The 21,413-nt window shown below is 37.2% G+C and carries 19 protein-coding genes and 2 pseudogenes; 15 read left to right on the top strand and 6 right to left on the bottom strand.

Going from position 1 to position 21,413, the window contains the following annotated elements:
* Positions 1-199: 199 nt before the first annotated feature.
* The 4 genes and pseudogenes from AAIB49_RS16690 to AAIB49_RS16705 all read right to left on the bottom strand — a co-directional run.
* Positions 200-619: a nucleotidyltransferase domain-containing protein gene (locus AAIB49_RS16690; protein WP_343458676.1), complete on the bottom strand. Its 420-nt coding sequence runs from the start codon at positions 617-619 to the stop codon at positions 200-202.
* 65 nt (positions 620-684) lie between these two features.
* The gene (locus AAIB49_RS16695; RefSeq protein ID WP_343458664.1) at positions 685-1,032 is read right to left on the bottom strand and encodes a hypothetical protein; all 348 of its coding nucleotides are present in this window, start codon (positions 1,030-1,032) and stop codon (positions 685-687) included.
* A 168-nt stretch (positions 1,033-1,200) separates the two neighbouring features.
* Positions 1,201-1,647 carry a GNAT family N-acetyltransferase gene (locus AAIB49_RS16700; protein ID WP_343458665.1) on the bottom strand — a complete coding sequence of 149 codons (447 nt, stop codon included), beginning with the start codon at positions 1,645-1,647 and terminating at the stop codon, positions 1,201-1,203.
* A gap of 36 nt (positions 1,648-1,683) precedes the next feature.
* Positions 1,684-1,953: pseudogene (locus AAIB49_RS16705) on the bottom strand (RNA polymerase alpha subunit C-terminal domain-containing protein); the annotation flags it as partial.
* Positions 1,954-2,190: 237 nt separating this feature from the next.
* On the opposite strand from AAIB49_RS16705, the gene AAIB49_RS16710 reads away from it, so the two are divergent.
* The 3 genes and pseudogenes from AAIB49_RS16710 (at position 2,191) to AAIB49_RS16720 (ending at position 4,847) form a co-directional block, all read left to right on the top strand.
* Positions 2,191-3,294, top strand: a complete 1,104-nt coding sequence (locus AAIB49_RS16710; RefSeq protein WP_343458667.1) for a DUF4145 domain-containing protein — start codon at positions 2,191-2,193, stop codon at positions 3,292-3,294.
* Between the two features lie 139 nt (positions 3,295-3,433).
* A pseudogene (locus tag AAIB49_RS16715) lies at positions 3,434-4,302 on the top strand (nucleoside hydrolase).
* 149 nt (positions 4,303-4,451) lie between these two features.
* Positions 4,452-4,847 carry a VOC family protein gene (locus AAIB49_RS16720; RefSeq protein WP_343458668.1) on the top strand — a complete coding sequence of 132 codons (396 nt, stop codon included), beginning with the start codon at positions 4,452-4,454 and terminating at the stop codon, positions 4,845-4,847.
* Between the two features lie 97 nt (positions 4,848-4,944).
* Here AAIB49_RS16720 and AAIB49_RS16725 read toward each other — a convergent pair whose 3' ends face one another.
* Both AAIB49_RS16725 and AAIB49_RS16730 read right to left on the bottom strand, forming a co-directional pair.
* On the bottom strand, positions 4,945-6,162 hold the full coding sequence (locus AAIB49_RS16725; RefSeq protein WP_343458669.1) for an MFS transporter: 1,218 nt from the start codon (positions 6,160-6,162) through the stop codon (positions 4,945-4,947).
* 11 nt (positions 6,163-6,173) lie between these two features.
* Positions 6,174-6,557, bottom strand: a complete 384-nt coding sequence (locus AAIB49_RS16730) for a MarR family winged helix-turn-helix transcriptional regulator (RefSeq protein ID WP_339216518.1) — start codon at positions 6,555-6,557, stop codon at positions 6,174-6,176.
* Between the two features lie 200 nt (positions 6,558-6,757).
* Between AAIB49_RS16730 and AAIB49_RS16735 the strand changes: the two genes are divergently transcribed.
* The 12 genes from AAIB49_RS16735 (at position 6,758) to AAIB49_RS16790 (ending at position 21,248) form a co-directional block, all read left to right on the top strand.
* Complete coding sequence (locus tag AAIB49_RS16735) at positions 6,758-8,422, top strand: ribonuclease J (RefSeq protein WP_343458670.1); 1,665 nt, start codon at positions 6,758-6,760, stop codon at positions 8,420-8,422.
* 154 nt (positions 8,423-8,576) lie between these two features.
* The gene (locus tag AAIB49_RS16740; RefSeq protein ID WP_343458671.1) at positions 8,577-10,103 is read left to right on the top strand and encodes a Ppx/GppA phosphatase family protein; all 1,527 of its coding nucleotides are present in this window, start codon (positions 8,577-8,579) and stop codon (positions 10,101-10,103) included.
* Positions 10,104-10,208: 105 nt separating this feature from the next.
* The gene (locus tag AAIB49_RS16745) at positions 10,209-12,407 is read left to right on the top strand and encodes an RNA degradosome polyphosphate kinase (protein ID WP_481857877.1); all 2,199 of its coding nucleotides are present in this window, start codon (positions 10,209-10,211) and stop codon (positions 12,405-12,407) included.
* A gap of 171 nt (positions 12,408-12,578) precedes the next feature.
* Positions 12,579-13,772 (top strand): DUF4085 family protein, encoded by a 1,194-nt coding sequence (locus AAIB49_RS16750; protein WP_343458673.1) that lies wholly within the window; start codon positions 12,579-12,581, stop codon positions 13,770-13,772.
* Between the two features lie 233 nt (positions 13,773-14,005).
* On the top strand, positions 14,006-14,887 hold the full coding sequence (locus AAIB49_RS16755) for an ABC transporter ATP-binding protein (protein ID WP_481857878.1): 882 nt from the start codon (positions 14,006-14,008) through the stop codon (positions 14,885-14,887).
* A gap of 19 nt (positions 14,888-14,906) precedes the next feature.
* Positions 14,907-15,653, top strand: coding sequence for an ABC transporter permease (locus tag AAIB49_RS16760; RefSeq protein WP_339216508.1), 747 nt, complete (start codon positions 14,907-14,909; stop codon positions 15,651-15,653).
* A 22-nt stretch (positions 15,654-15,675) separates the two neighbouring features.
* Positions 15,676-16,146, top strand: coding sequence for a LytTR family DNA-binding domain-containing protein (locus AAIB49_RS16765; RefSeq protein WP_339216506.1), 471 nt, complete (start codon positions 15,676-15,678; stop codon positions 16,144-16,146).
* Positions 16,127-16,543 (top strand): DUF3021 domain-containing protein, encoded by a 417-nt coding sequence (locus AAIB49_RS16770; RefSeq protein ID WP_343458674.1) that lies wholly within the window; start codon positions 16,127-16,129, stop codon positions 16,541-16,543. The genes AAIB49_RS16765 and AAIB49_RS16770 overlap by 20 nt, the downstream gene beginning before the upstream one ends.
* Before the next feature lie 211 nt (positions 16,544-16,754).
* Positions 16,755-17,453 carry a response regulator transcription factor gene (locus AAIB49_RS16775; RefSeq protein ID WP_343458678.1) on the top strand — a complete coding sequence of 233 codons (699 nt, stop codon included), beginning with the start codon at positions 16,755-16,757 and terminating at the stop codon, positions 17,451-17,453.
* Positions 17,446-18,450 (top strand): sensor histidine kinase, encoded by a 1,005-nt coding sequence (locus AAIB49_RS16780; RefSeq protein ID WP_339217820.1) that lies wholly within the window; start codon positions 17,446-17,448, stop codon positions 18,448-18,450. Before AAIB49_RS16775 ends, AAIB49_RS16780 begins: the two co-directional genes overlap by 8 nt.
* Before the next feature lie 97 nt (positions 18,451-18,547).
* The gene (locus tag AAIB49_RS16785; protein WP_186870789.1) at positions 18,548-19,309 is read left to right on the top strand and encodes an ABC transporter ATP-binding protein; all 762 of its coding nucleotides are present in this window, start codon (positions 18,548-18,550) and stop codon (positions 19,307-19,309) included.
* The gene (locus AAIB49_RS16790; RefSeq protein ID WP_343458675.1) at positions 19,299-21,248 is read left to right on the top strand and encodes an ABC transporter permease; all 1,950 of its coding nucleotides are present in this window, start codon (positions 19,299-19,301) and stop codon (positions 21,246-21,248) included. Before AAIB49_RS16785 ends, AAIB49_RS16790 begins: the two co-directional genes overlap by 11 nt.
* Positions 21,249-21,413: the final 165 nt, after the last annotated feature.

Raw genomic sequence — 21,413 nt, forward strand, 5'->3', positions numbered from 1 at the left:
AAACGAATGGATTACTTTATAGAAAAAAGGTTTTACCACTCGTACCTAAGCTATTATTTATCTCATCAACACGCACTCGAACAGTCGGACAAACGAGATGGCAAGTAAGCCATCCCTTGTCCGAAGACGATTCATCCCCCACTTACTCATGGGGCTTTACCCTTCTCATTCCTTGAAGATGAGGGGATTCTCGCCTTTTTTAGATAAAATATCGTTTCGTAGTTCTCGTTTCAGTTGACCATACTTCAGGACCTTTAGCCAATAATTCCTTTGCTTCACTATTAATTGCATTTATTACGCCTGTATCCTTCAGAATTATTCCCTCTGACACCATTCGAGGTAAGGAAGGTCTAGCACGTTTGAAATCACTCTCAAAATAATCGTGATAGGAATGGAGATTATGTACGAATAGCTCTATCGGCCACTCACTTACAATTCGTGATTCCCTGTAAGAGGAGCGTGTTGCATTATCGAATATAACAATATCCAGATCAGAAGTTTCTGTTGCTTCACCGCGAACAACACTCCCTGCTAGTAGTGCACCATCACAATGAGGAAAGTGATTATGGATAACATTCTTCGCAACTTTCTCTGGAGCTAATCTATTAGAATGTAGGATAAGTACACCTTCTTAAAATCTTAATTACGGGAGAGTCTTGTCATCTCCACTAGATATAGTTTTTATTATTCCACTTTAATAACCTCTAACATATTCGTAGTTGAGATTAAATCAATGGTATGTGAACCGTTAGTATACAAAGTAGAGGCTCCTTCACTGATTTCTTCTTTCCAGCCATTTTTTGATAGAACCCATTTATATATAGAAGGTATGCCATTTTCTTCAGATGCATGACCCCACTCATATCGTTCAGTTAGTTCATCTTTATGAAGGAGAGTTGCAGTTTTGGGAACAGGAAATTCATAAAAATCCTCTGATGGCTCATAAAGTAAAAATGTAAGTAAATAGAATACCAGTCCAGCTCCTAACAGAGTAATCACGGAAATGGCAGGCCACTTCTTCTTTTTCTTCAATTTTTACACCTTCCTTTTTTGAGGTAAAAAAATATATAATCCCCTAGTCGTCCTGATGATAAATCATAAGCAACATCGCCTGTACTTGATGGGATTGTTCGTGCTTAATTTATAGACAAAGTGAAGATAGCAAACGATAAAACCCATATGTTTTTTAAACAAGAGAAATTACAAATCCATATAATGTGTGGAATGCGGATAGCGATTACTTTTTAAAAATCCAAGACTTGTATAAAAGCTATCTGCTTGCTCGGTGTCGGTATATAGTACCAATACATTAAAATGGTTTGTAGCCTCGAGTATTATTCTTTTCACTAAAAGACTGCCTAGACCTAATCTTCTATGTGTCTTCTTGACGTAAAACCTTCTTAATCTACCGATAGTAGGTGTAGAAGAGAAAGGATCGATATTCACGCCACCAATAGCAAGAAGTGTATTATCTTGATCGAAAACACCATATAAAGCCTCGCCTCGTTTATGAAATGTATTTGTTCCACTTTTATACTCATGTATTAATCGCTGGATAAAGTGGAAGCCCTCATTTCTACTCTGTAGCCATAAATCCTTACACTCTATAGTAAGTAGATTATTTATTTTCCTAATTACATATTCCACTATATTATCTCCTTTAACTAGGAGTTGCAGATGTACTTAATCTTTAAATGATAACCCTTCTTCTTCCAAGGAAGCCCTCAATACAGGTATGGATGCTGGACCGATTCCGTGTAATTTTAGTATTTCTTTTTCCGTGTAGCTGGATAGTTCCTCCAAAGTCTGAATGCCTTCATGAATTAACGCGTTTCTTGCAGGTGAACTGAGTTTGGAGAGGAAGCCACTTTTAGGTTTATTTTCTTTATTACAAGTAGGGCAGCTTCGGCAGTCACTACTCTTATAATACTGATGACCTTTTTTCGCATATCTTTAATATCTTTCCACCTGACAATATAATCCCTCCTACTAATGTCTACCTATATTAATGTATAGACTATCCTAGATATTCTGATTATATTCTAGCATAGGATTCTGATTTTTCTAATCTATTTTTATTAAAAAGTATCTATACTAGTAATATTTTTCTAGTTCAAGATTAGTACGCTAATGCGACTAAAAATGGTAGGATAGAAAGATAGATTTTTTTTAGTTTTGGAGGAAACACAAATGCAACAGGAAGTATACTTCTATCGATTTTTAGAACCAGTTTCGAAGGACTTAGCACATATTGCTAAACAATTAGAAAATAGTATCTTTACTAGTCCACGGGTGGTTTTGACCCACTCTAGAATATTTATTGAACATATCCTACAAAAGGTAATCGAAATCGAGAACCTTTCCCAAATTCGCAAGGGAATGCTTATGGAGCAAGTTAATCTATTGGATGAGCATGGCTATCTTACAGATGAAATCCGTGATGCACTTCATTATGTGAGAATGCAGGGGAATCAGGCTGCACATGATCCGAGGAAGTTCCGTTTTTCGGAGGCACTTCTATGTTGGGAGGCTATTTATACAATAGTGAAGTGGTTTGTTGAAGTGTATGGTTCTCATGATATCGAAGTTCCAGAGTATCATGATCCATCTCCACGAAAGCAGCAAAGCTTCGATATACAAGAATTGGTGTTTAAGCTTGATGCATTAGAGGAGAAACTGGCAGCAGCGATTACAAACCCACAAGAAGAAGTAGAGGTTGTTGCTACGTTGGAAAAAGAAATGACGGAAGAATTACCAGGAGATACTACCATTCGTACGATATCTTATAAAGGGCAATATCTAGATATACCGTATTTTCTTCGTGATGCATTTCTCCTTCCTCAGCGTTTTCCAAAGTCAGAGACCTTTTTAATTAGGTTAGGTGCTGAGCAGCATGGAAGAATCATGAGTGAATTACCTAATAATATAGAAGGGCTTGCAAGACATGTGAAGCGATTTTCTGAAAAAAATGAGGAACAATTTTTCGAGGAGTTAAAGCGGTTTATTGAGGAAGAAAGGATACGGAGAAGGATAGTCTTAGATAGACCTGGAGAGTTATTCTTCTTTTTCAAAACAGATTACATTGTTGTCACAGAAGAGCTATCGGCTATCCCTTTAACAGATGAATATTTCACCAGTATACCGAATCTATTAAGACAAATGCACGAGGACCAGATAGAGAAGGTCGGCCAGTTACCAATGGAATTGCTGATATTGGCAAAATATGACCGTGTAGGTGTTGGTACGGTGGAGAAGCTATTTCAACAATTAAAAGAAATGCAAACGAGAAAGTAATGAATTGGAGAAATGAACTTAGCCCCTCCAGACATGATAATTAGGATGATGGAATATATATCGTGTTAAGGAGGGGATTGTTATCGCTAAAAAAATTTTATTCTTTGGAGATCCTGGTATTGATGATTCATTAGCATTGATGTATAGCCTTATTGATCCTACCTATGAAATTGTAGGGGTAGTAACAAGCTATGGGAATGTGACGAAAGATCAAGCAACTGCGAACGCTGCTTATCTGCTACAATTGGCTGGAAAAACCAATGTGCCTGTAATTCCTGGTGCTGCCCAACCCGTTCAGCAGGATGAGGTGATGTTTTACCCTGAAATCCACGGAGAAGGAATTGGCCCAATCCGTCCTCCAACGAATATGCAGTATCAGATTTACCCATTTGATACTATCCGATTAATTATTGAACAATATGGAAATGAACTCATTATAGTCGATACGGGTCGTTCCACAACACTAGCGACTGCGTTTATTTTGTATCCTGACCATATGAGAATGGTTAACGCTTATTACATAATGGGTGGAGCATTCTTTTTTCCAGGAAATGTAACTGCGCTAGCGGAGGCAAACTTTTTTGGTGACCCGACCTCATCTAATTTTATTCTGAAATACGCCCCAATCTAACCATTACACCATTAAATGTCACGCAATATGCCATTCTTACTCCTGATTTAGTGGATGCTATTTCGCATAACAAGAAGAATATCTATGCGTTCATGCTAACACCAGTTTTTGAATATTATTATGAATTTTATAAAGAACAATATCCTGGTATCCCAGGTGCGCCAATACATGATCTATTAACGGTCATGCTCATTAAGACCCCAGATATAGTGGACTATATATACTATGATGCGAAAGTTATAGAAGACGTGGAAGCAAAAGGGATGTCCTATATTGATATTCGTCCAACAAGTCAAACAGGAAAGACTAGAATTGCGATCCATTTGCATTATGATAGATTTATTGAGGAATTTAGTAAAGTGATGTTACCAGAATGATGAATATACGTTTTTAAAGATACTAGCCTGAGGAAGCTGGTATCTTTTTTATTTTACATTACTTTTATTCCGTTTTTGGAGGAGAAAGAGGTAGGGAAGAAGAATAGTTAGAAGTAGAAATAATTTTCAAAAAAAACAGGAGGGATAAGATGGGAAGATTAATTCATTTTGAAATTCATGTCGATGAAATGGAGCGTGCTAAGCGTTTTTATGGTGAGGTGTTCGGCTGGAAGTTTGAGGATTGGTCGGATTATGCTGGCATGCCTTATTTCGGGACTGTTACGGGTGATGATAACGAGCTGGGGATTAATGGTGCCTTAATTAAACGCAATGGTCCATCTCCAGAACCTGGTCAAGCAATGAATGGCTATGCTTGTACGATAGGGGTAGAGGATTACGATCAGACAGAAGAGAAAATAGTGCAGCATGGAGGAATAGTAGCATTGCCAAAGCATGCCCTACCTGGAATGGCTTGGCAAGGTTATTATGTAGATACAGAGGGAAACACATTCGGAATTCATCAACCAGATAAGAATGCGAAATAGCTTGTTAATTAGGTAAAGAGATAGCATCTATGTAGAATATTGTTATATTAAAAAAATCAAGGAGCTTTTACTGTGTACGAGCTCCTTGATTATGTTCTTACTGGGACAGTTGTTCCTTCGTTATAGAAGCTACTTCCCGGTTGATGCGTTCTTTTTTTCCATGCATGAAATAATAGAGAATCGTGGTGATTAAAACAATTACTCCCATTATGACATAGAGATGCCGGTATCCTGTTAGTGGAATGATAAATCCGATGATATATGGTCCAAACCCAAGACCAGCATCGAGAAAGATGTAGTAGGTTGACGTTGCTAGTGCTACCCGATTAGATGGAACGACTTTTACAGCAATGGCCTGGGTGATGGATTGCATATTCCCAAATCCTAACCCCATCAGAATACTCGCAAGTAATAAGGTTACACTTCCATTCGTTACACTTAAAAGTAGTAATCCGCCGCCAAAAAGAAGGAATGCAGGATACATTACCGCATTTGCCCCTTTTGTATCCATTAGTCGTCCTGTGAAAGGACGTGATGCCAATATACTAGCTCCGTATACGACAAAGAAAATACTAGCGACTTCCACTAAATCAATTTCAATTGCGTAAAAATTAATGAATGACAGCACACTTGCATAACAGAACGAAGTGACAAGTATAACAAGCGCGATAGGAATTGCCTTTGGTTCTATAAAGCTAGAAAGCTTTAATCCATTAGAATTGGATTTAGTTGGAGAAGCTTTTACTTCTGGTATATGAATAAAGAAAGCAATGGCCATACTAATGATACCTAATACGAAACAAAAGCTAAATATAAGTTCAAAGCTAACATGTTGACTCATAAATATGCCGATGAAAGGGCCGATAGCTGTAGCTAGTGTAATACTTAAGCTATAGTAACCAATTCCTTCCCCTTTTCGTTCTTTCGGTATAATTTCAGCTACAATAGTACCTGTAGCAGTACTTGCCATTCCGAGGGCAATTCCATGTAATAAGCGCGTAATCATTAAAAAAGTAATCCCGAAATGGATGAAATATAGACAGGAAGTTAGGATGAACGCTAGCAAGCCGATAAATAGCATCCGCTTATTCCCAATGGTCGTAATTAAGCGACCGATAAATAGTCTTCCTATTAAGGTTCCAATGATAAAAATACCTGTAGCAAGTCCAGCCTGACTTTCCGAAGCATGGAACTGTTCAACTACATACACAGCCATCGTTACTAATAATAAATAAAATACTAAGTACAGAAAAAAGTTTGCTAATGAAATAATGATAAAATCTTTGGTCCATAATTTTGCTTTTATTTGATTCAAAATAAATCCCCTTACTTCATGATGTTTTGACGTATTTCTTGTAAAATACGAATGGTTTCCAGTTGTTCCTCTTCTGATATACCACTGAGAACTTCCTCTTCATATTGATCGATCGTAACACGGACTTCCTGATATACCTTTTGGCCCAGATTAGTAAGCTGCATGCGCTTTTCTCGCTTATCTTTGCTTGGCTGTTGCTCAACATACCCCAAATTTTCTAGGCTTGCCATCGTCCTAGTTACTGTTGGCTTTTCCACACCTTGATAGTGGGAAATCTCGACATTCGTTGCAGAGCCATGATGAAATAAATAGTATAAAATCGTCCACTGTGCTCGGTGAAGCTGGTGTTTATTAAGCTCTGTATTTAATCGATTTTCAAACGGTCGGTATAACATAATGAGCTGGTGAAAGAATTTTTGTGAAGTTTTAATCGTAACCCCTCCTCTTAAAAAAAATAGTTATCATGGATAACAGTTATCTAGGGTAACTATTATAGCACACTAGAAAGAGAGAGAAAATAAAAGGATTGCAGCTTTTCTATAAAAAACAGTCATCCGGGCATACTAAATCATATTGAATAGCGGGAGGGTAATAAATGAATAGAAATGGTATCGTATCGGTCTTTGCCCTCGGCGGCTTACATGAAGTGGGTAAAAATATGTACGCGATAGAATGTGGCGAGGATATTGTTGTTATCGATTGCGGAAATAAATTTCCAGATGAAAGCCTACTCGGTATCGATTTAATTATCCCAGATATTTCCTATCTTATAGAAAACAAAGATAGAGTACGTGCATTAATTGTTACACACGGGCATGAAGATCATATTGGTGGTATTCCTTACTTTTTGAAGAAAATAAATGTTCCTGTATATGCAACGCGCTTTACCCTTGGTCTTATTGAGATTAAATTAAAAGAACATCGCTTTCTTCGTGAGAGTGAATTACATGAGATCCATTCTGAATCCGAAATACAAATTGGCGACATGCGTATTAGCTTTTTTAAGGTGAATCATAGTATCCCAGATTGCCTTGGTATTGTATTTAGTACACCAGAAGGAAATATTGTACATACTGGTGACTTTAAGTTTGATTTGACTCCTGCCAATAATGAGCGCTCAGATCTTCACCGAATGGCTGAAATTGGCAACAAAGGGGTGTTATTACTATTATCGGAAAGCACCAATGCAGAGCGCAAAGGGTTTACCCCTTCTGAGCAAATGGTTGGAGATAATTTAGAAAGTATTTTTATGAAATGTAAGCAAAAGGTGATTGTATCTACTTTTGCGTCGAATGTTAGTAGAATTCAACAGGTTATCCATGCTTCAAAGAAAACAAGGCGTAAACTTGCGCTTCTCGGTAGGTCTATGGTTAATGTTGTCGGTGTAGCAATGGAGCGAGGTTATTTAGATGTGCCAAAAGGTATGCTAATCGATGCTCGTGATATTCATGATTTACCACCAGAGATGCTGACCATTCTATGTACCGGAAGCCAGGGGGAAGCAATGGCGGCCCTTAGCCGGCTATCTACAGGGAACTTTCGTGGTGTCGATATTTACCCGGAGGATACGGTTATTCTGGCAGCGGGACCTATCCCTGGTAATGAAAAGAATGTCACTACGATTGTGGATAACCTATATAAGCTAGGGGCACATGTCATTTACGGGTCTGGAAGTAGTTCTGGCATGCATGTGTCTGGTCATGGGTATCAGGAGGATCTTAAGCTCATGATTACACTAATGAAGCCGAAGTATTTTGTCCCGATTCACGGGGAGTACCGGATGCTCTATCACCACCAGCTTCTAGCCGAGTCAGTCGGAGTTGAGCCGGGAAATACCTTCATTCTAAAAAATGGAGATGTTGTGGATATCCAAAATTCGGAAGCTCGCAGTACACGAACCATTCCAGCTGGTAGCACGTATGTAGATGGAATTGATGTAGGGAATATGGAGTTTGTCCTACGTGATCGGAAGCAAATAGCAGAGGACGGGATGCTGATGATTATTCTTCCGATGAGTAAGGAGAATGCTAAAATGCTTGCCGATCCTGAAATTATCTCGCGAGGCTTTGTCGATAATAATTTCTCTGAACTAAGAAAACGAATGATCCGTATCATTCAAGAGACAGTAGATGAATTACATGCAGCAGATCGATACTCTTGGAATGTGAAAAAGAAGCAGATTAAGCGCCTCATCTCACAATATATTAAAGAACGGACGAAGAAGGAGCCAATGATTGTTCCCATTCTAATTGAGATTTAGAAGTTACTTTGGACTTGTTGTATCTAAGTGATATGATAGGTCCTTTTTTACGTAAGAATGGATGGTGAATCTTCAAAATTATACTAATGATAAAACAAAGTGGTAATATAGTGTGTGTGATGAACTATCCCACAGACAGAAGGGAGCAATTAAATTGGCAGAACGTGTTGGGATTATAGATATAGGGTCAAATACGATTAGACTGGTCATTTATGAACGACTAAATTCATGGCAGTATTTTGATGAGATAGAAAATATAAAGGTTACAGCTCGTCTTCGTTCTTACTTTGATGAGAATCATTCCTTAAATAGAGATGGAATTGCCCTATTGATCGCTACGTTAGAGGATTTTAATCAGCTATTAGTACATTATGAGGTGAACGAGTTTACTTGTGTAGCAACGGCATCGATTAGGCAAGCGGTAAATAAGAATGAAATACTAGCTATTGTAGAGAAGAAGACACAAATAGCTATCAAGCTATTAAGTGAATATGAAGAAGCCTTTTACGGATATAAAGCGGTAATTCATTCTATCCCAATTCAGAATGGAATTACCATTGATATTGGCGGTGGTAGTACCGAGGTGACTTATTTTGAAAATCAGAAGATGATCCATTTCCATAGTTTTCCTTTTGGAGCATTATCCTTAAAACTACAATTTGTTCAGGATGATATTCCGACAGAACAGGAAATAGAGGCAATAAGACAATATGTTAAGGAACAATTTCAAACATTCTCTTGGATTAAGAATAAAAATGTTCCAGTCATCGCGATAGGAGGAAGTGCTAGAAATGCGGGCCAGATTCATCAACGGTTTACAGATTATCCGTTAGAAGAAATGCATCAATATGAGATGGAAATAGAAGACTTGATAACGACGAAAGAAAGATTACTACCATTGACCTATATGGAGTTGCAAAAGACCGATGGATTATCCAAGGACAGGGCAGACACCATTTTACCAGCCTTTGAAGTGTTTGATACGATTTGTCATCTTTCTAATTCTACGAAATTTATCGTAAGCCGTCGTGGACTTCGAGATGGAATATTGTATGAGGGGTGGCTTGACCATGACCATCATAACTTGCCATTGTTAGATGCCAGTATAGAGAAGTTTCGTAAACATTTTTATATCGGGTCACAGGATGAACGACAACTAATTACGTTAGCTACCCGTTTTTATGAAGCAGTAAAGAAATTAGAAGGATTGGACCTGCATTTCTCAGAAGAGGATTATCATTTACTTATACTAGGTGGACGTATCTATAACCTAGGAAATCGAACAACATTGGAAACGAGTAGTAATACGTTTAACTTATTAGCGAATCGGACGCTACTTGGACTGTCTCATCGGGACCGAATTAAACTAGCATTAGTAGCATCCTTTAAAAGCAAAGGTACTTTTCAAAAGTATATCCAACCTTTTAAAGCTTGGTTCACTAAGGAGGAACAAACAAAGCTAAGTATTCTCGGTGCTATATTGAAAGTAGCGCAATGTTTAAATATATCCAATAACAATACGGTAGAGGATGTAGATATCATCCAGGAACAATCTGGTACATGGCTGTTGCAGATCAGTTGTAACGGATATTATCGACCGGAAGAATATCATGTGGAAAAACAGAAGAAGCATTTAGAAAAGCTATTAAAGCTCTCGATTACTACAAATTTTCTACTTTAGTAAAGTAACTTCTTATTGACTAATAATTAACAAAAAATTTACAATTTGTTTATAAAGGAGAGTCAGTAAATTGATATAATTTAGATATATGTGTCATAAAAGGAGATGTGCGAAATGGAAGTTGCAGAAAAGACGATCAACCTAGATAATCCTTCCTATTATAATAATCGAGAGTTGAGTTGGTTGAATTTTAATTATCGAGTATTAGAAGAAGCGTTAGATGACCAGAATGCACTTCTCGAAAGACTTAAATTTATGGCTATTTTTAGTTCTAACTTGGACGAGTTCTTTATGGTTCGTGTAGCAGGACTTCTAGACCAAGTAAAGGCTGGTTATAATCGTCCAGAAAATAAAGCGGGATTAACTCCTATGGAACAGCTAGAAGCAATTTCTAAGGTTTGTCATGGATTAATTTCTGAGCAGGATGAGACCTATTTAACGTTATTAACACCATTATTGGCTAAAGAACAGATCTCTTTTGTTTCTATTGAAGAATTGTCGAAAATGGAATTAGAATTTTTAGAACAACAGTTTAATGAGCATATTTTTCCTGTGCTAACACCAATGGCGGTTGATGCCTATCGACCATTTCCGATGCTGTTAAATAAGTCTCTTAACCTAGCTATCACCATTGTAGATAAGCAGAAGGATAAGATGGAAACGGAACGCTTAGCGATTGTACAAGTACCTTCTGTCATCGACCGTTACATTGAACTGCCCAATCAAAATGGCGTAAGATCTTTTGTCCTATTGGAACAAGTAATTTCGCATTTTATACATAAATTATTTGTTGGGTATCAGGTAATGTCGGTTACAGCATTTCGAATCACAAGAAATGCAGATTTGACTATACATGAAGATGGTGCTGAGGATTTATTACAGGAAATAGAAGAAGAGTTAAAGAAACGGAAACGTGGAGCAGCAGTCCGGCTAGAGGTTCAGGATCATGTTTATGACCAACAAGTTATTGATTATCTTATAGAAGAATTGGAGATTAATAAAAAAGATGTCTATTTCGTCAAGGCACCACTCGATTTAACATTTCTTTTTCCATTCTATAAGACGATTAAATCGACTCATGAGCATTTAACAGATCCATCTTATATTCCGCAGCCTCCCCAAGATTTACGCGGGGATAAGGAATTGTTCGAGGCTATTTTAGAAGAGGACCTTTTACTGCATCATCCATATGAGTCTTTTGAGCCGGTTGTAGATTTTGTTTCGCAAGCAGCGGACGACCCAGATGTATTAGCGATTAAGCAGACACTGTACCGTGTTAGTGGAAATTCTCCAATCATTAAAAGCTTAGAACGGGCTGCGGAGAATGGTAAGCAGGTTACGGTTTTAGTAGAATTAAAGGCTAGATTTGATGAAAAGAATAATGTGCAATGGGCAAAAGAATTAGAAAAGGCCGGTTGTCACGTGATCTATGGGATAACCCATCTAAAGACGCATAGTAAGATTACATTAATTGTTCGTCGCAAGAAAAATCAAATAGAACGATTTGTTCATCTTGGAACAGGGAACTATAACGATGCAACAGCAAGAACGTATACCGATCTTGGACTTCTTACGGCAAATGAGGAAATTGGTATTGATGCTACCAACTTTTTTAATTACTTAAGCGGATATATGGACAAGCCTGATTACCATCATTTAGTTATGTCACCATATGATATTCGAAAGAAATTTGTTCAATTAATTGATGAAGAGATTGCCTATCATAAGCAATTTGGTAATGGGCATATTATGGCAAAGATGAATTCCTTATCGGATAAAAATTTAAATAGAAAATTATATGAAGCATCCAATGCTGGGGTGAAGGTAGATTTAATTGTAAGAGGGATTTGTTGTCTCCGTCCTGGAATTGCCAATGTAAGTGAAAATATAAAAGTTCGTAGTATTGTTGGTCCATTTTTGGAACATACCCGAATTTATTATTTTCACCATAATGGGGAACAGAAGGTCTATTCATCCTCAGCAGATATGATGACGCGAAATATGGAAAAACGAATTGAGATATTATTCCCTATTTTAAAGAAGCATTTAAAACAACGGGTTTTAGATTGGATGTATCTCATGTTAGCAGATAATGTAAAAGCAAGAGAACAGGATTATACTGGGAAATATCATTATGTCGCACGGCGTGAAGATGAAGCAGAAATTAATAGTCAATTGGAGTTATGTGAACGTGCACGTAACTTCGAACATGTAAAGGACTCTAAACAAAACAAAGGTAAGTTCGATGTATTAAATTATTTTCCGTTTAAACAAATTAGTAAAATGTATCAAAAATCAAAGTAGCTGGGATAATGAGACCAGTTGCTCGTCCTGACAGGATGCTAAAGTCAGTTTCTTGGTGAATACCGAGAGCTGACTTTTCTTTTTAAGTAACTAGCTCGGTAACACACTTGTACTTAGTCTGGTCTAAAAGGTATAGTTTAGTAAAAGATAACATCAACAGGGGGAAATCGAATGTGGAATGTAACAAAAGAGGCAAGGGAAAGGTTTGAAAAGTGTAATTTGCTTCCTATTCATGAATCGGATGAGGAGTGGGAGACAGTCATACGTGAGGCGAAAGAGGAAGGGGAGGATCTCGCTGCTAGTTTAAGAGAGGAGTTGGAAGAAGTAAAGGAAGAATTGCTGGATATTCTTCCTAGTCGTTTTATTCCGTATGTCTTAGATGGAAGCTTAAACCAACCAACATTGCCGAAAGCGGTAAGAATGGATTATGTACAATGGATGCAAGAAGCGGATAAGGAATTTGAGGATATATTAGATGCCGCTTCTGAGAATACCGAGCAGGCTATTACATGTCTCTCTAATTCTGTCCAGTCGGTTCTAGAAGAAAGTCTGCATGATACGGCAATCGAACGAATAGTACGAGAAGGTGAAACAATTCATCTTTATTTGAATACAGATGGTGGTTTTTCGACGAAATCATTGATTCATCTGATATTTGAAGGAGTTAAAAGGGAAGTGTCTGACACATCTATCCAGGTGGAGCAATGGCTAATTTATTATGAGCTTCAGAAGAGAGGTGAAGGGTTTGCATTCCGTGCATTATTTGATTCCCCACAAGCAGAATGGACAATTACGATGGAGAATATGGAAGCGGAATACTATTATCGTCCAAAGGAATATAGACACTTGCGTGAAGAAGAACAGCTAGAAGAGATTACGCTATTAGAATATATTGCTATGCTGGATCAAGACCATTCGTATTGGTTCATCACACCTCATATAGAATGTAGCATTACCTCTCTATCTGAAGGAATGGCGATAGAGGGTGGGACGGTAGAAATAGAGAAAGAACAGGTAGTGGTAACGGTTGGCGGGAAGCAGTATACCTATGATAACGAAGCGATGAAAGGGTATATTTATACCGATAACGATGAAGAAATTTTGCATCGTTATGAAGAACCATTGCCATTTGATGAAATAGAAGCAGCTGCATTGGGCAGCGATCTAGAACGGCAAGTACAAGCCTGGAATACGATGTATGCGAATTCAGAAGCATTACAAGACGTAATCAATCATGTGTTAGCTAAAGTGAAGGTAACAGATGAAAACGAAATGATGATCGAAGTCTATGTGAATCATTTTTATCATGAAGGTATTTTAACAGAGGATGTTACGGCGTTATATCAAGATTTATTAGATAACTAGAAGGCAGAGTATAGGCAGGCGAATTCCAGTTTAAAGGGATAAAAAGGTCAAGAATTAAATCAATAGCATGGTAATGAGAACTCACGGCGCTGTTAAATTAACTAGGCTGTGAGTTTTTTATGCTTATTTTTCACCAATGTCAATCACCAAAATCTACATGTTGTTCCAATAATATTCTTTTCAAACTAATGGTTTGCCATAATGAATCAAAGAAGGAAAGGAAGGTGTTTACATTGTTAATGGTGAACAAAGTAGAGAAGTATTATGGGAAGAAAACGGCATTATCAAATGTTACCTTAGATATCCCTAAAGGAATTTGCTACGGGTTAGTCGGGCCAAACGGAGCTGGGAAATCCACATTAATGAAAATTATTGCTTCCGTTATTCAAGATTATAAAGGAACGGTTCAATTTACGAATGAAAAGATTCGTGTAGGGTATGTGCCACAAGATATTGCTCTTGAAGAGACATTATCCGCTCGAGATAATTTATATTTCTTTGGAGAGCTCTATGGTTTAAAAGGTAAAACGTTAAAAAATCGTACAAATGAAGTTTTAACGGAGATTGGACTAAAAGAGCGAGGGAAGGATAAGGTGCAGTCTTTCTCTGGAGGGATGAAACGTCGTCTAAATATTGGCTGTGGAATCATGCATAATCCCAATTTAATTATTATGGATGAGCCAACAGTAGGTGTTGACCCTCAATCGCGTAGATATATTTTTCAAATGATAGAACGGATGAAGAAGGCTGGTAGTACGATCATTTATGCTAGCCACTATATGGAAGAAATCGAGCACCTATGTGAGGTAGCAGGATTCATGGATCATGGGCGTATAGTGGAAAATGATCACATTGATACGATATTAAAAAAGCATGTAACCCCTTCTGTATATGTAAAAGGGAATAATTGTTTGCCTGAGGATATTAGTAAATATGGTTCCGTACAAAGCAAGGAGGACGGATACTTAGTCAGTTCGGATAATCCTATACTTGTCATGGAGAAGGTCTTAGCTTTTATAAAAGAGAACAAAACGGAGCTAGAACGTTTGGAATTAGTTAAGCCACGGTTGGAGGATGTATTTTTCTCCTTAACAGGCTCTAAGTTAAGAGATTAATAGGAAAGGGGATAAGGATATGAATGCTGTTGTAAAGTTGGAAATGAAGAAAAATCTTCAGGATCGGGGTCTATTATTCTGGGCGCTAATATTGCCAATCGTATTTACTGTACTATTTATTTCGGTATTTACTTCGGGAACAGAAGAAGTGGAAAGTAAGCAAGTGATTATTTCTATTGTTCCGGGATATACCGTGATGTTTGTATTCTTTATTATGATTTCCATGACGGAATCATTTATCAAAGATCGAAATATGGGAATGATAGCAAGGATTTCGAGTACACCACTATCACCATACTTGTATTTACTAGGCAAATGGATACCATACATGTATATTGTGAGTATACAGATAGCAATCTTACTATTGTTCGGAAAATTAGTATATGATGTCCCACTAGAGCAACCAGTACAATTAAGCATATTGGCTATTGCTTTAACCTTCATGGTGACAGGACTAGGACTTTTACTTGCTGTAGTGGTAAAGACAAATAATATGGGGATTGCCTTGACACAGGTTATCGCTTTAGGTGGAGCATTACTTGGAGGATTGTGGGTTCCGGTGGATATGATGCCAGACTTCTTACAAATACTAAGTCGTTTCTTACCACAATATTGGGCTCATCAAGCATTTCAGGATGCAATGACTGGTACACTGCAAATAGGGGAATTTATTCAGGCATCATTAATCTTAGTTGGAGTTGGGATAGTTGGATTTGTTATAGCGATTTTATGTTTCCCGATAGTATTAAAACGGGCAAAGGGGTAATCCATACAGGGGGATGTTAAGGTTGAAGGTCAACATTGATATTGATGATAAGCATAGCGAACCGTCCATCACGATACAGACAAATGAATGGTCGGAGGAGTTGGAGGAAATTGTAGCTCTCATAAAGGGGAAAAATGGTAGGCGATTGTTTGGGATAGAAGCGGACCAAACCGTTTTACTAGATCCAAAAGCAATTGATTTTGTATATGCTGAAAAAAGAAAGGTTTTTGCTTGTCTTGGAAAGAAGCATGTTGAAATTAGGATGAAGCTTTATGAAATAGAAGAGAATTTAGCTTCCTATAACTTTATGCGTTTTTCTAAATCCGTTATTGGCAACTTAAATCAAATTGAGCGGTTTGAATTATCCTTTAATGGGAATCTCTGTGTGTATTTTGAATCCGGAAATAAGGAGTATATTACGAGAAAGTATGTACTACCAATCAAGAATAGATTAAATATGGGAGGGAAATCGGATGATAATGGAAGGGATTAGGAGGAGTATTTATGGAATCGCCTTTGGTGGTATTATTACGTTTATTGCCATAACCATTGTTCATTTTACAGATACTAATACCTCCGTATCGCAAATATGGCTCTATATGCTCTGTACATTCGTGCTTGGAATCTATTTCGGATTGTCCTCCCTGATATTCAGTGACAATGGTTGGAGCATGTTAATACAAACCATCGTACATTTTTCGGTTTCGATTATTGTTTATTTAATCATTGCGTTGTCTGCTGGCTGGGTTCCGTTACGTTTATTTCCAATTCTATTGACCTCTTTCATATTCATAGGTATTTATACGTTGAATTGGACTGGATACTACCTGTATTTTAAAAAAGTTGAAAAATCGATGAATGCAAATTTGAAGAAAAATGAGTACAAGTAGACCATAGGAGAGCTTCCCTTTCCTTTTGGTTTTGAAGGATATGAAGGTAAAAACTCAACTGTAGGAAGTTTCTATACGTTGAGTTTTTTCTATTTGGTGAAAGTATTTCTTATGTTCATTACATATCAACTGGAAATCAATGCTATTAATAGCACAGTATTTCGTTTTGATATAAAATAACGGTAATAAATACGTAGAAATGGTGGTCATGTTGTTTAAAATCTTACTAATTGAAGATGATGTTACATTGTTTAAAGAAATCAAAGAACGTCTAGTACAGTGGTCCTATGATGTATATGGTATCCAGGATTTTAATGATATCATGCGTGATTACAGCGAGATAAAGCCTGATTTAGTCATTATTGATATTCAATTACCAAAGTTTGATGGGTTCCATTGGTGCCGAATGATTCGTTCTCACTCGAAGGTCCCTATTATTTTTCTGTCATCTCGAGATCACCCCACCGATATGATTATGTCCATGCAGCTGGGAGCGGATGACTTTGTACAAAAGCCGTTTCACTTTGATGTATTAATTGCAAAAATCCAGGCAGTATTAAGACGAGTATACAATTATAGCATGGAGCAACAGACCCAACTAAAAGTATGGAACAGTGCAACAGTGGATTACATAAAGGGCACCATCCAGAATAACCATGGTGAGGTTGAACTAACGAAAAATGAGATATATATTTTAAAAATATTGCTGGAGAATAGGAATCAAATTGTGAGTAGGGATGAACTGATAAGGCAACTGTGGGATGATGAACGATTTGTAAGTGATAATACGTTAACAGTAAATGTTAATCGGTTACGGAAGAGATTAGAAGAAATAGAGATGGGACAATATATAGAAACAAAGGTTGGGCAAGGATATATGGCTAAAGATAGGAACGAAATGGATGATTAAAAAATACTTACTTGAGAGAAGAAGTTGGATACTATTCTTTTGTTTGTTACAAGGATTGTTCCTTGTCATTGCTTATGTGGACACATCTATTCATGTTAGTTCTATTCTATATATTGTCTTTTTATCCTTTGTTCTCTTTCTATTGTTTCTGGTCATGCAATATGGCAGGGAAGTATTATTTTACAAACGGCTGAATGAATGGAATCCTAATGTTGATATTGAATTGATAGGGGAAGGAAATACGCCCTTTGAACAGATTGTAGAAAAAGCTATCAAACAGCAGATAGACACCACCAAGCAGGATTTGAACCAGCTAACTATAGATGTTGAACAGGAAAAGGATGAATTACTAACTTGGATTCATGAAGTAAAAACCCCCTTAACAACGATGAAATTAATGATAGAAAGAATGGAAGATAGGGCCTTAAGGGAGCAGTTGATGTATGAATGGCTTCGAATTCATCTATTATTGGATCAGCAACTGCACAAACGTCGTATCGCATCCATGGAGAACGATCTTTATATAGAGCAATTAGATTTAGAGAAATTAGTCATTCAAGAAATCCAATCATTAAAATCGTGGTGTTTTCAAAAAGGCGTTGGCTTTGAAGTAGAATTAGAGGTCACAGAAGTATTATCCGATGCCAAGTGGCTTCCTTTTATATTACGTCAGATTTTAACCAATGCAGTAAAGTATAGTGAGAATTCGGATATTATGGTACGTAGCTATGAACAACATGGAAGGACAGTAGTAGAAATCCAAGACGAAGGTCGTGGAATTGAAGCTAGAGATATTCCTCGTATATTCGAAAAAGGCTTTACCTCTACACGTGACCATAAAGACCAGAATGCAACTGGAATGGGCCTATACTTAACAAAAAAAGTAGCGATGCCCCTTAAGATACATATTCATGTACAATCCGAATATGGGCAAGGAACATTGTTTCAATTAACCTTTCCAAGAAAGAATGATTTTATTAAAATAACAAGCATGTGACAACAATGTCACATGCTTTGCTATTTTGTTAGATGATTCGAAGGAATATACTAGAATTTTTTATTATGATAATCCTATAAAGAAAGGATTGATATGGATGAGTATTTTAGAAGCGAAAAATATAGTAAAAACATACGGGAATAAATGGAATCGACAAGAGGTATTGAAAGGAATTGATTTGGATGTGGAGAAGGGGGAATTTGTCGGTATTATGGGGCCTTCCGGTTCTGGTAAAACGACCCTACTAAATGTTCTTTCATCTATTGACCGTGTCACACAAGGGTCGATTCGTGTAGAGGGCAAGGAATTTACGCGAATGAAGGATAAGGCACTAGCAGAATTTCGAAAACGTCATCTAGGCTTTGTCTTTCAAGATTATCATTTATTAGATACGTTAACGGTTAAAGAAAATATTATGTTACCATTAACCGTTAATAAGATTCCGAAAAAGGAAGCACAGCAAATGTTTGAACGGGTCACAAAGGAATTAGGTATATATGATATGAAGGATAAATATCCAAACCAAATTTCTGGTGGTCAGAAGCAGAGAACTTCAGCAGCTCGTGCCTTTGTTCATCAGCCTAGTATCATTTTCGCAGATGAACCGACCGGGGCACTCGATTCAAAATCGGCATCAGATTTATTGAATAAATTAAGTGATTTAAATGCGAAGCTAGAGGCTACCATTGTGATGGTTACCCATGATCCCTTAGCAGCTAGCTACTGTAGTCGTGTCATTTTTATAAAGGATGGTCAAGTGTTCACAAAATTAAGTCGTGGGGAAGAAAGTAGGCAGGATTTCTTTCAAGATATTATTAAGACACAAGGTGTGTTAGGTGGGGTACAGCATGAGCTTTAAATCTCTCATCTTTCGTAATTTACTAAAGAACATGAAAAACTATTATTTATATGTATTTGCACTTGTGTTTAGTGTATCGTTATATTTTGCTTTTGTTACCCTTCAATTTGACCCAGCAATGGATGCGGCTGAGGGATCTATTAAAGGAGAAGCAGCAATAAAGACTGCCTCTGTACTATTAATTGTTATTGTTACCGTCTTTCTCGTATACGCTAATAATCTATTTATTAAGCGAAGAGGAAAAGAAATTGGCTTATTCCAATTAGTGGGGATAACAAAGCGAAATGTTTTTTGGATTGTCGGATTAGAAAGTTTCGCCTTGTACTTTGGTTCGCTAGCTCTAGGAATATTTCTTGGCTTTTCTTCTTCTAAACTGATTATGATGATTCTACTCAAAACAATCGGTGTTGATGAAGTAGCACAGCTTCAATTCTCAACGGAAGCCCTGACGCAAACCTTGATTGTATTTGCCGCAATTTATATCGTTATGATGATTTTTAACGGTTGGTATATTAAACGGCAACGGATTTTATCGTTATTCCATACGACATCAACATCTGAAGAGAAAAAGCATAAAGTATCTTTTTGGGAAATTTTAGTAGGAATATTTGGGCTTTCGTTGATAATAGTAGGATATTATTTATCAACAAAGTTATTCGATGGGCAATTTACCATGATAAATCAGATGTTTATCGTTATGTTAGTTATTCTTGGGTCGGTTATTATCGGAACTTATTTCTTTTATAAGGGGTCTGTTCGCTTTCTATTTAATCTTATTCGGAAGAAGGAGAATGGCTACCTATCAGTCAACAAGGTTCTATCGTTATCTTCTATCATGTTTCGCATGAAGTCGAATTCGTTGTTATTAACCGTCATAACGACAGTATCAGCACTCGCTATTGGGTTACTATCTTTATCGTATATATCCTATTATTCGGCAGAAAAAACAGCGAAAGAAACGGTTGTGTATGACTTCTCGGTTCCAAATGAGGAGCATGCAGAGGAATTTACCACTTTATTAGAGGAAAGTCAGATTGATTATCATCAAACAACCATTAAGATGGTAGCTGCTAATGCAGATTTAAGCAATGTTGTCGATACGAATTTAGCAGAAATGAATACAATGGGCGATGATGGTCAAATACCAGTTATTATTGTATCAGATCATGATGTAGAAGGTTTAGATGTAAAGGAGAGTGAAGCAGCACTTATTGGGATTCATTCAGCTATCGAAACATTTATGTCCTTTGATACTGGTAATATGACGGTTTCTGGAAAAACAGCTTCGTATGATTTGAATTTAAACAAGGTGATGAAGGATAAATATGTTATCCCAACACGCGTTGGAGATGGAGGATTTCCTATTACGGTTGTGGATGATAAAGTCTTTCAACAATTAAGTGACGATATTGATCCTGAGATAGTGCCAGAATTTACCGTTTCCATAGGTATTGATATTGATAATAAGAGCGATATTGTAAAGGCGAATGAAATCTTTCAGTCTTCTGTTGGTGAGTGGGCAGGTCATGAGTCACTATTAGAGACCTTTAATAATCAGAAGCAGAATTTGGGATTAATTATGTTTGTGGTTGCTTTTCTAGGGTTAACCTTTTTAATTACTTCTGGCTGTATCCTTTATTTCAAACAAATGGATGAGGGCGAACAAGAAAAGTCAACCTATACGATTCTAAGAAAATTAGGCTTTACCAAAACAGATTTGCTAAATGGGATTAAGATAAAGCAACTGTTTAATTTTGGTATACCGCTACTAGTGGGACTAAGCCATAGCTACTTTGCAGTGAAATCAGGCTGGTTCTGGTTTGGTACGGAAATGTGGATTCCCATGATTATCGTAATGGTGCTTTATACATTACTTTACTCCATCTTTGGCATTCTTTCCGTTGTCTACTATAAGCGATTGATAAAAGAAGCTCTGTAAGCTATTTAAATAGGAGACTACCATGATTTGGTAGTCTCTCTTTTGTGCGCTTGGCAGCGCTCCGAACTTAAGGGTGAAAGTCCCAAACACGCCGTAGTGGCGGAAGTGTATAGCTGACAGGCAGTGCATGCTCGTGAGGGAATGTGCGGAGGGCTTGAAGGCAAA

The organism is Ornithinibacillus proteolyticus (assembly GCF_039581225.1).
GTDB lineage: Bacteria > Bacillota > Bacilli > Bacillales > Amphibacillaceae > Ornithinibacillus > Ornithinibacillus massiliensis.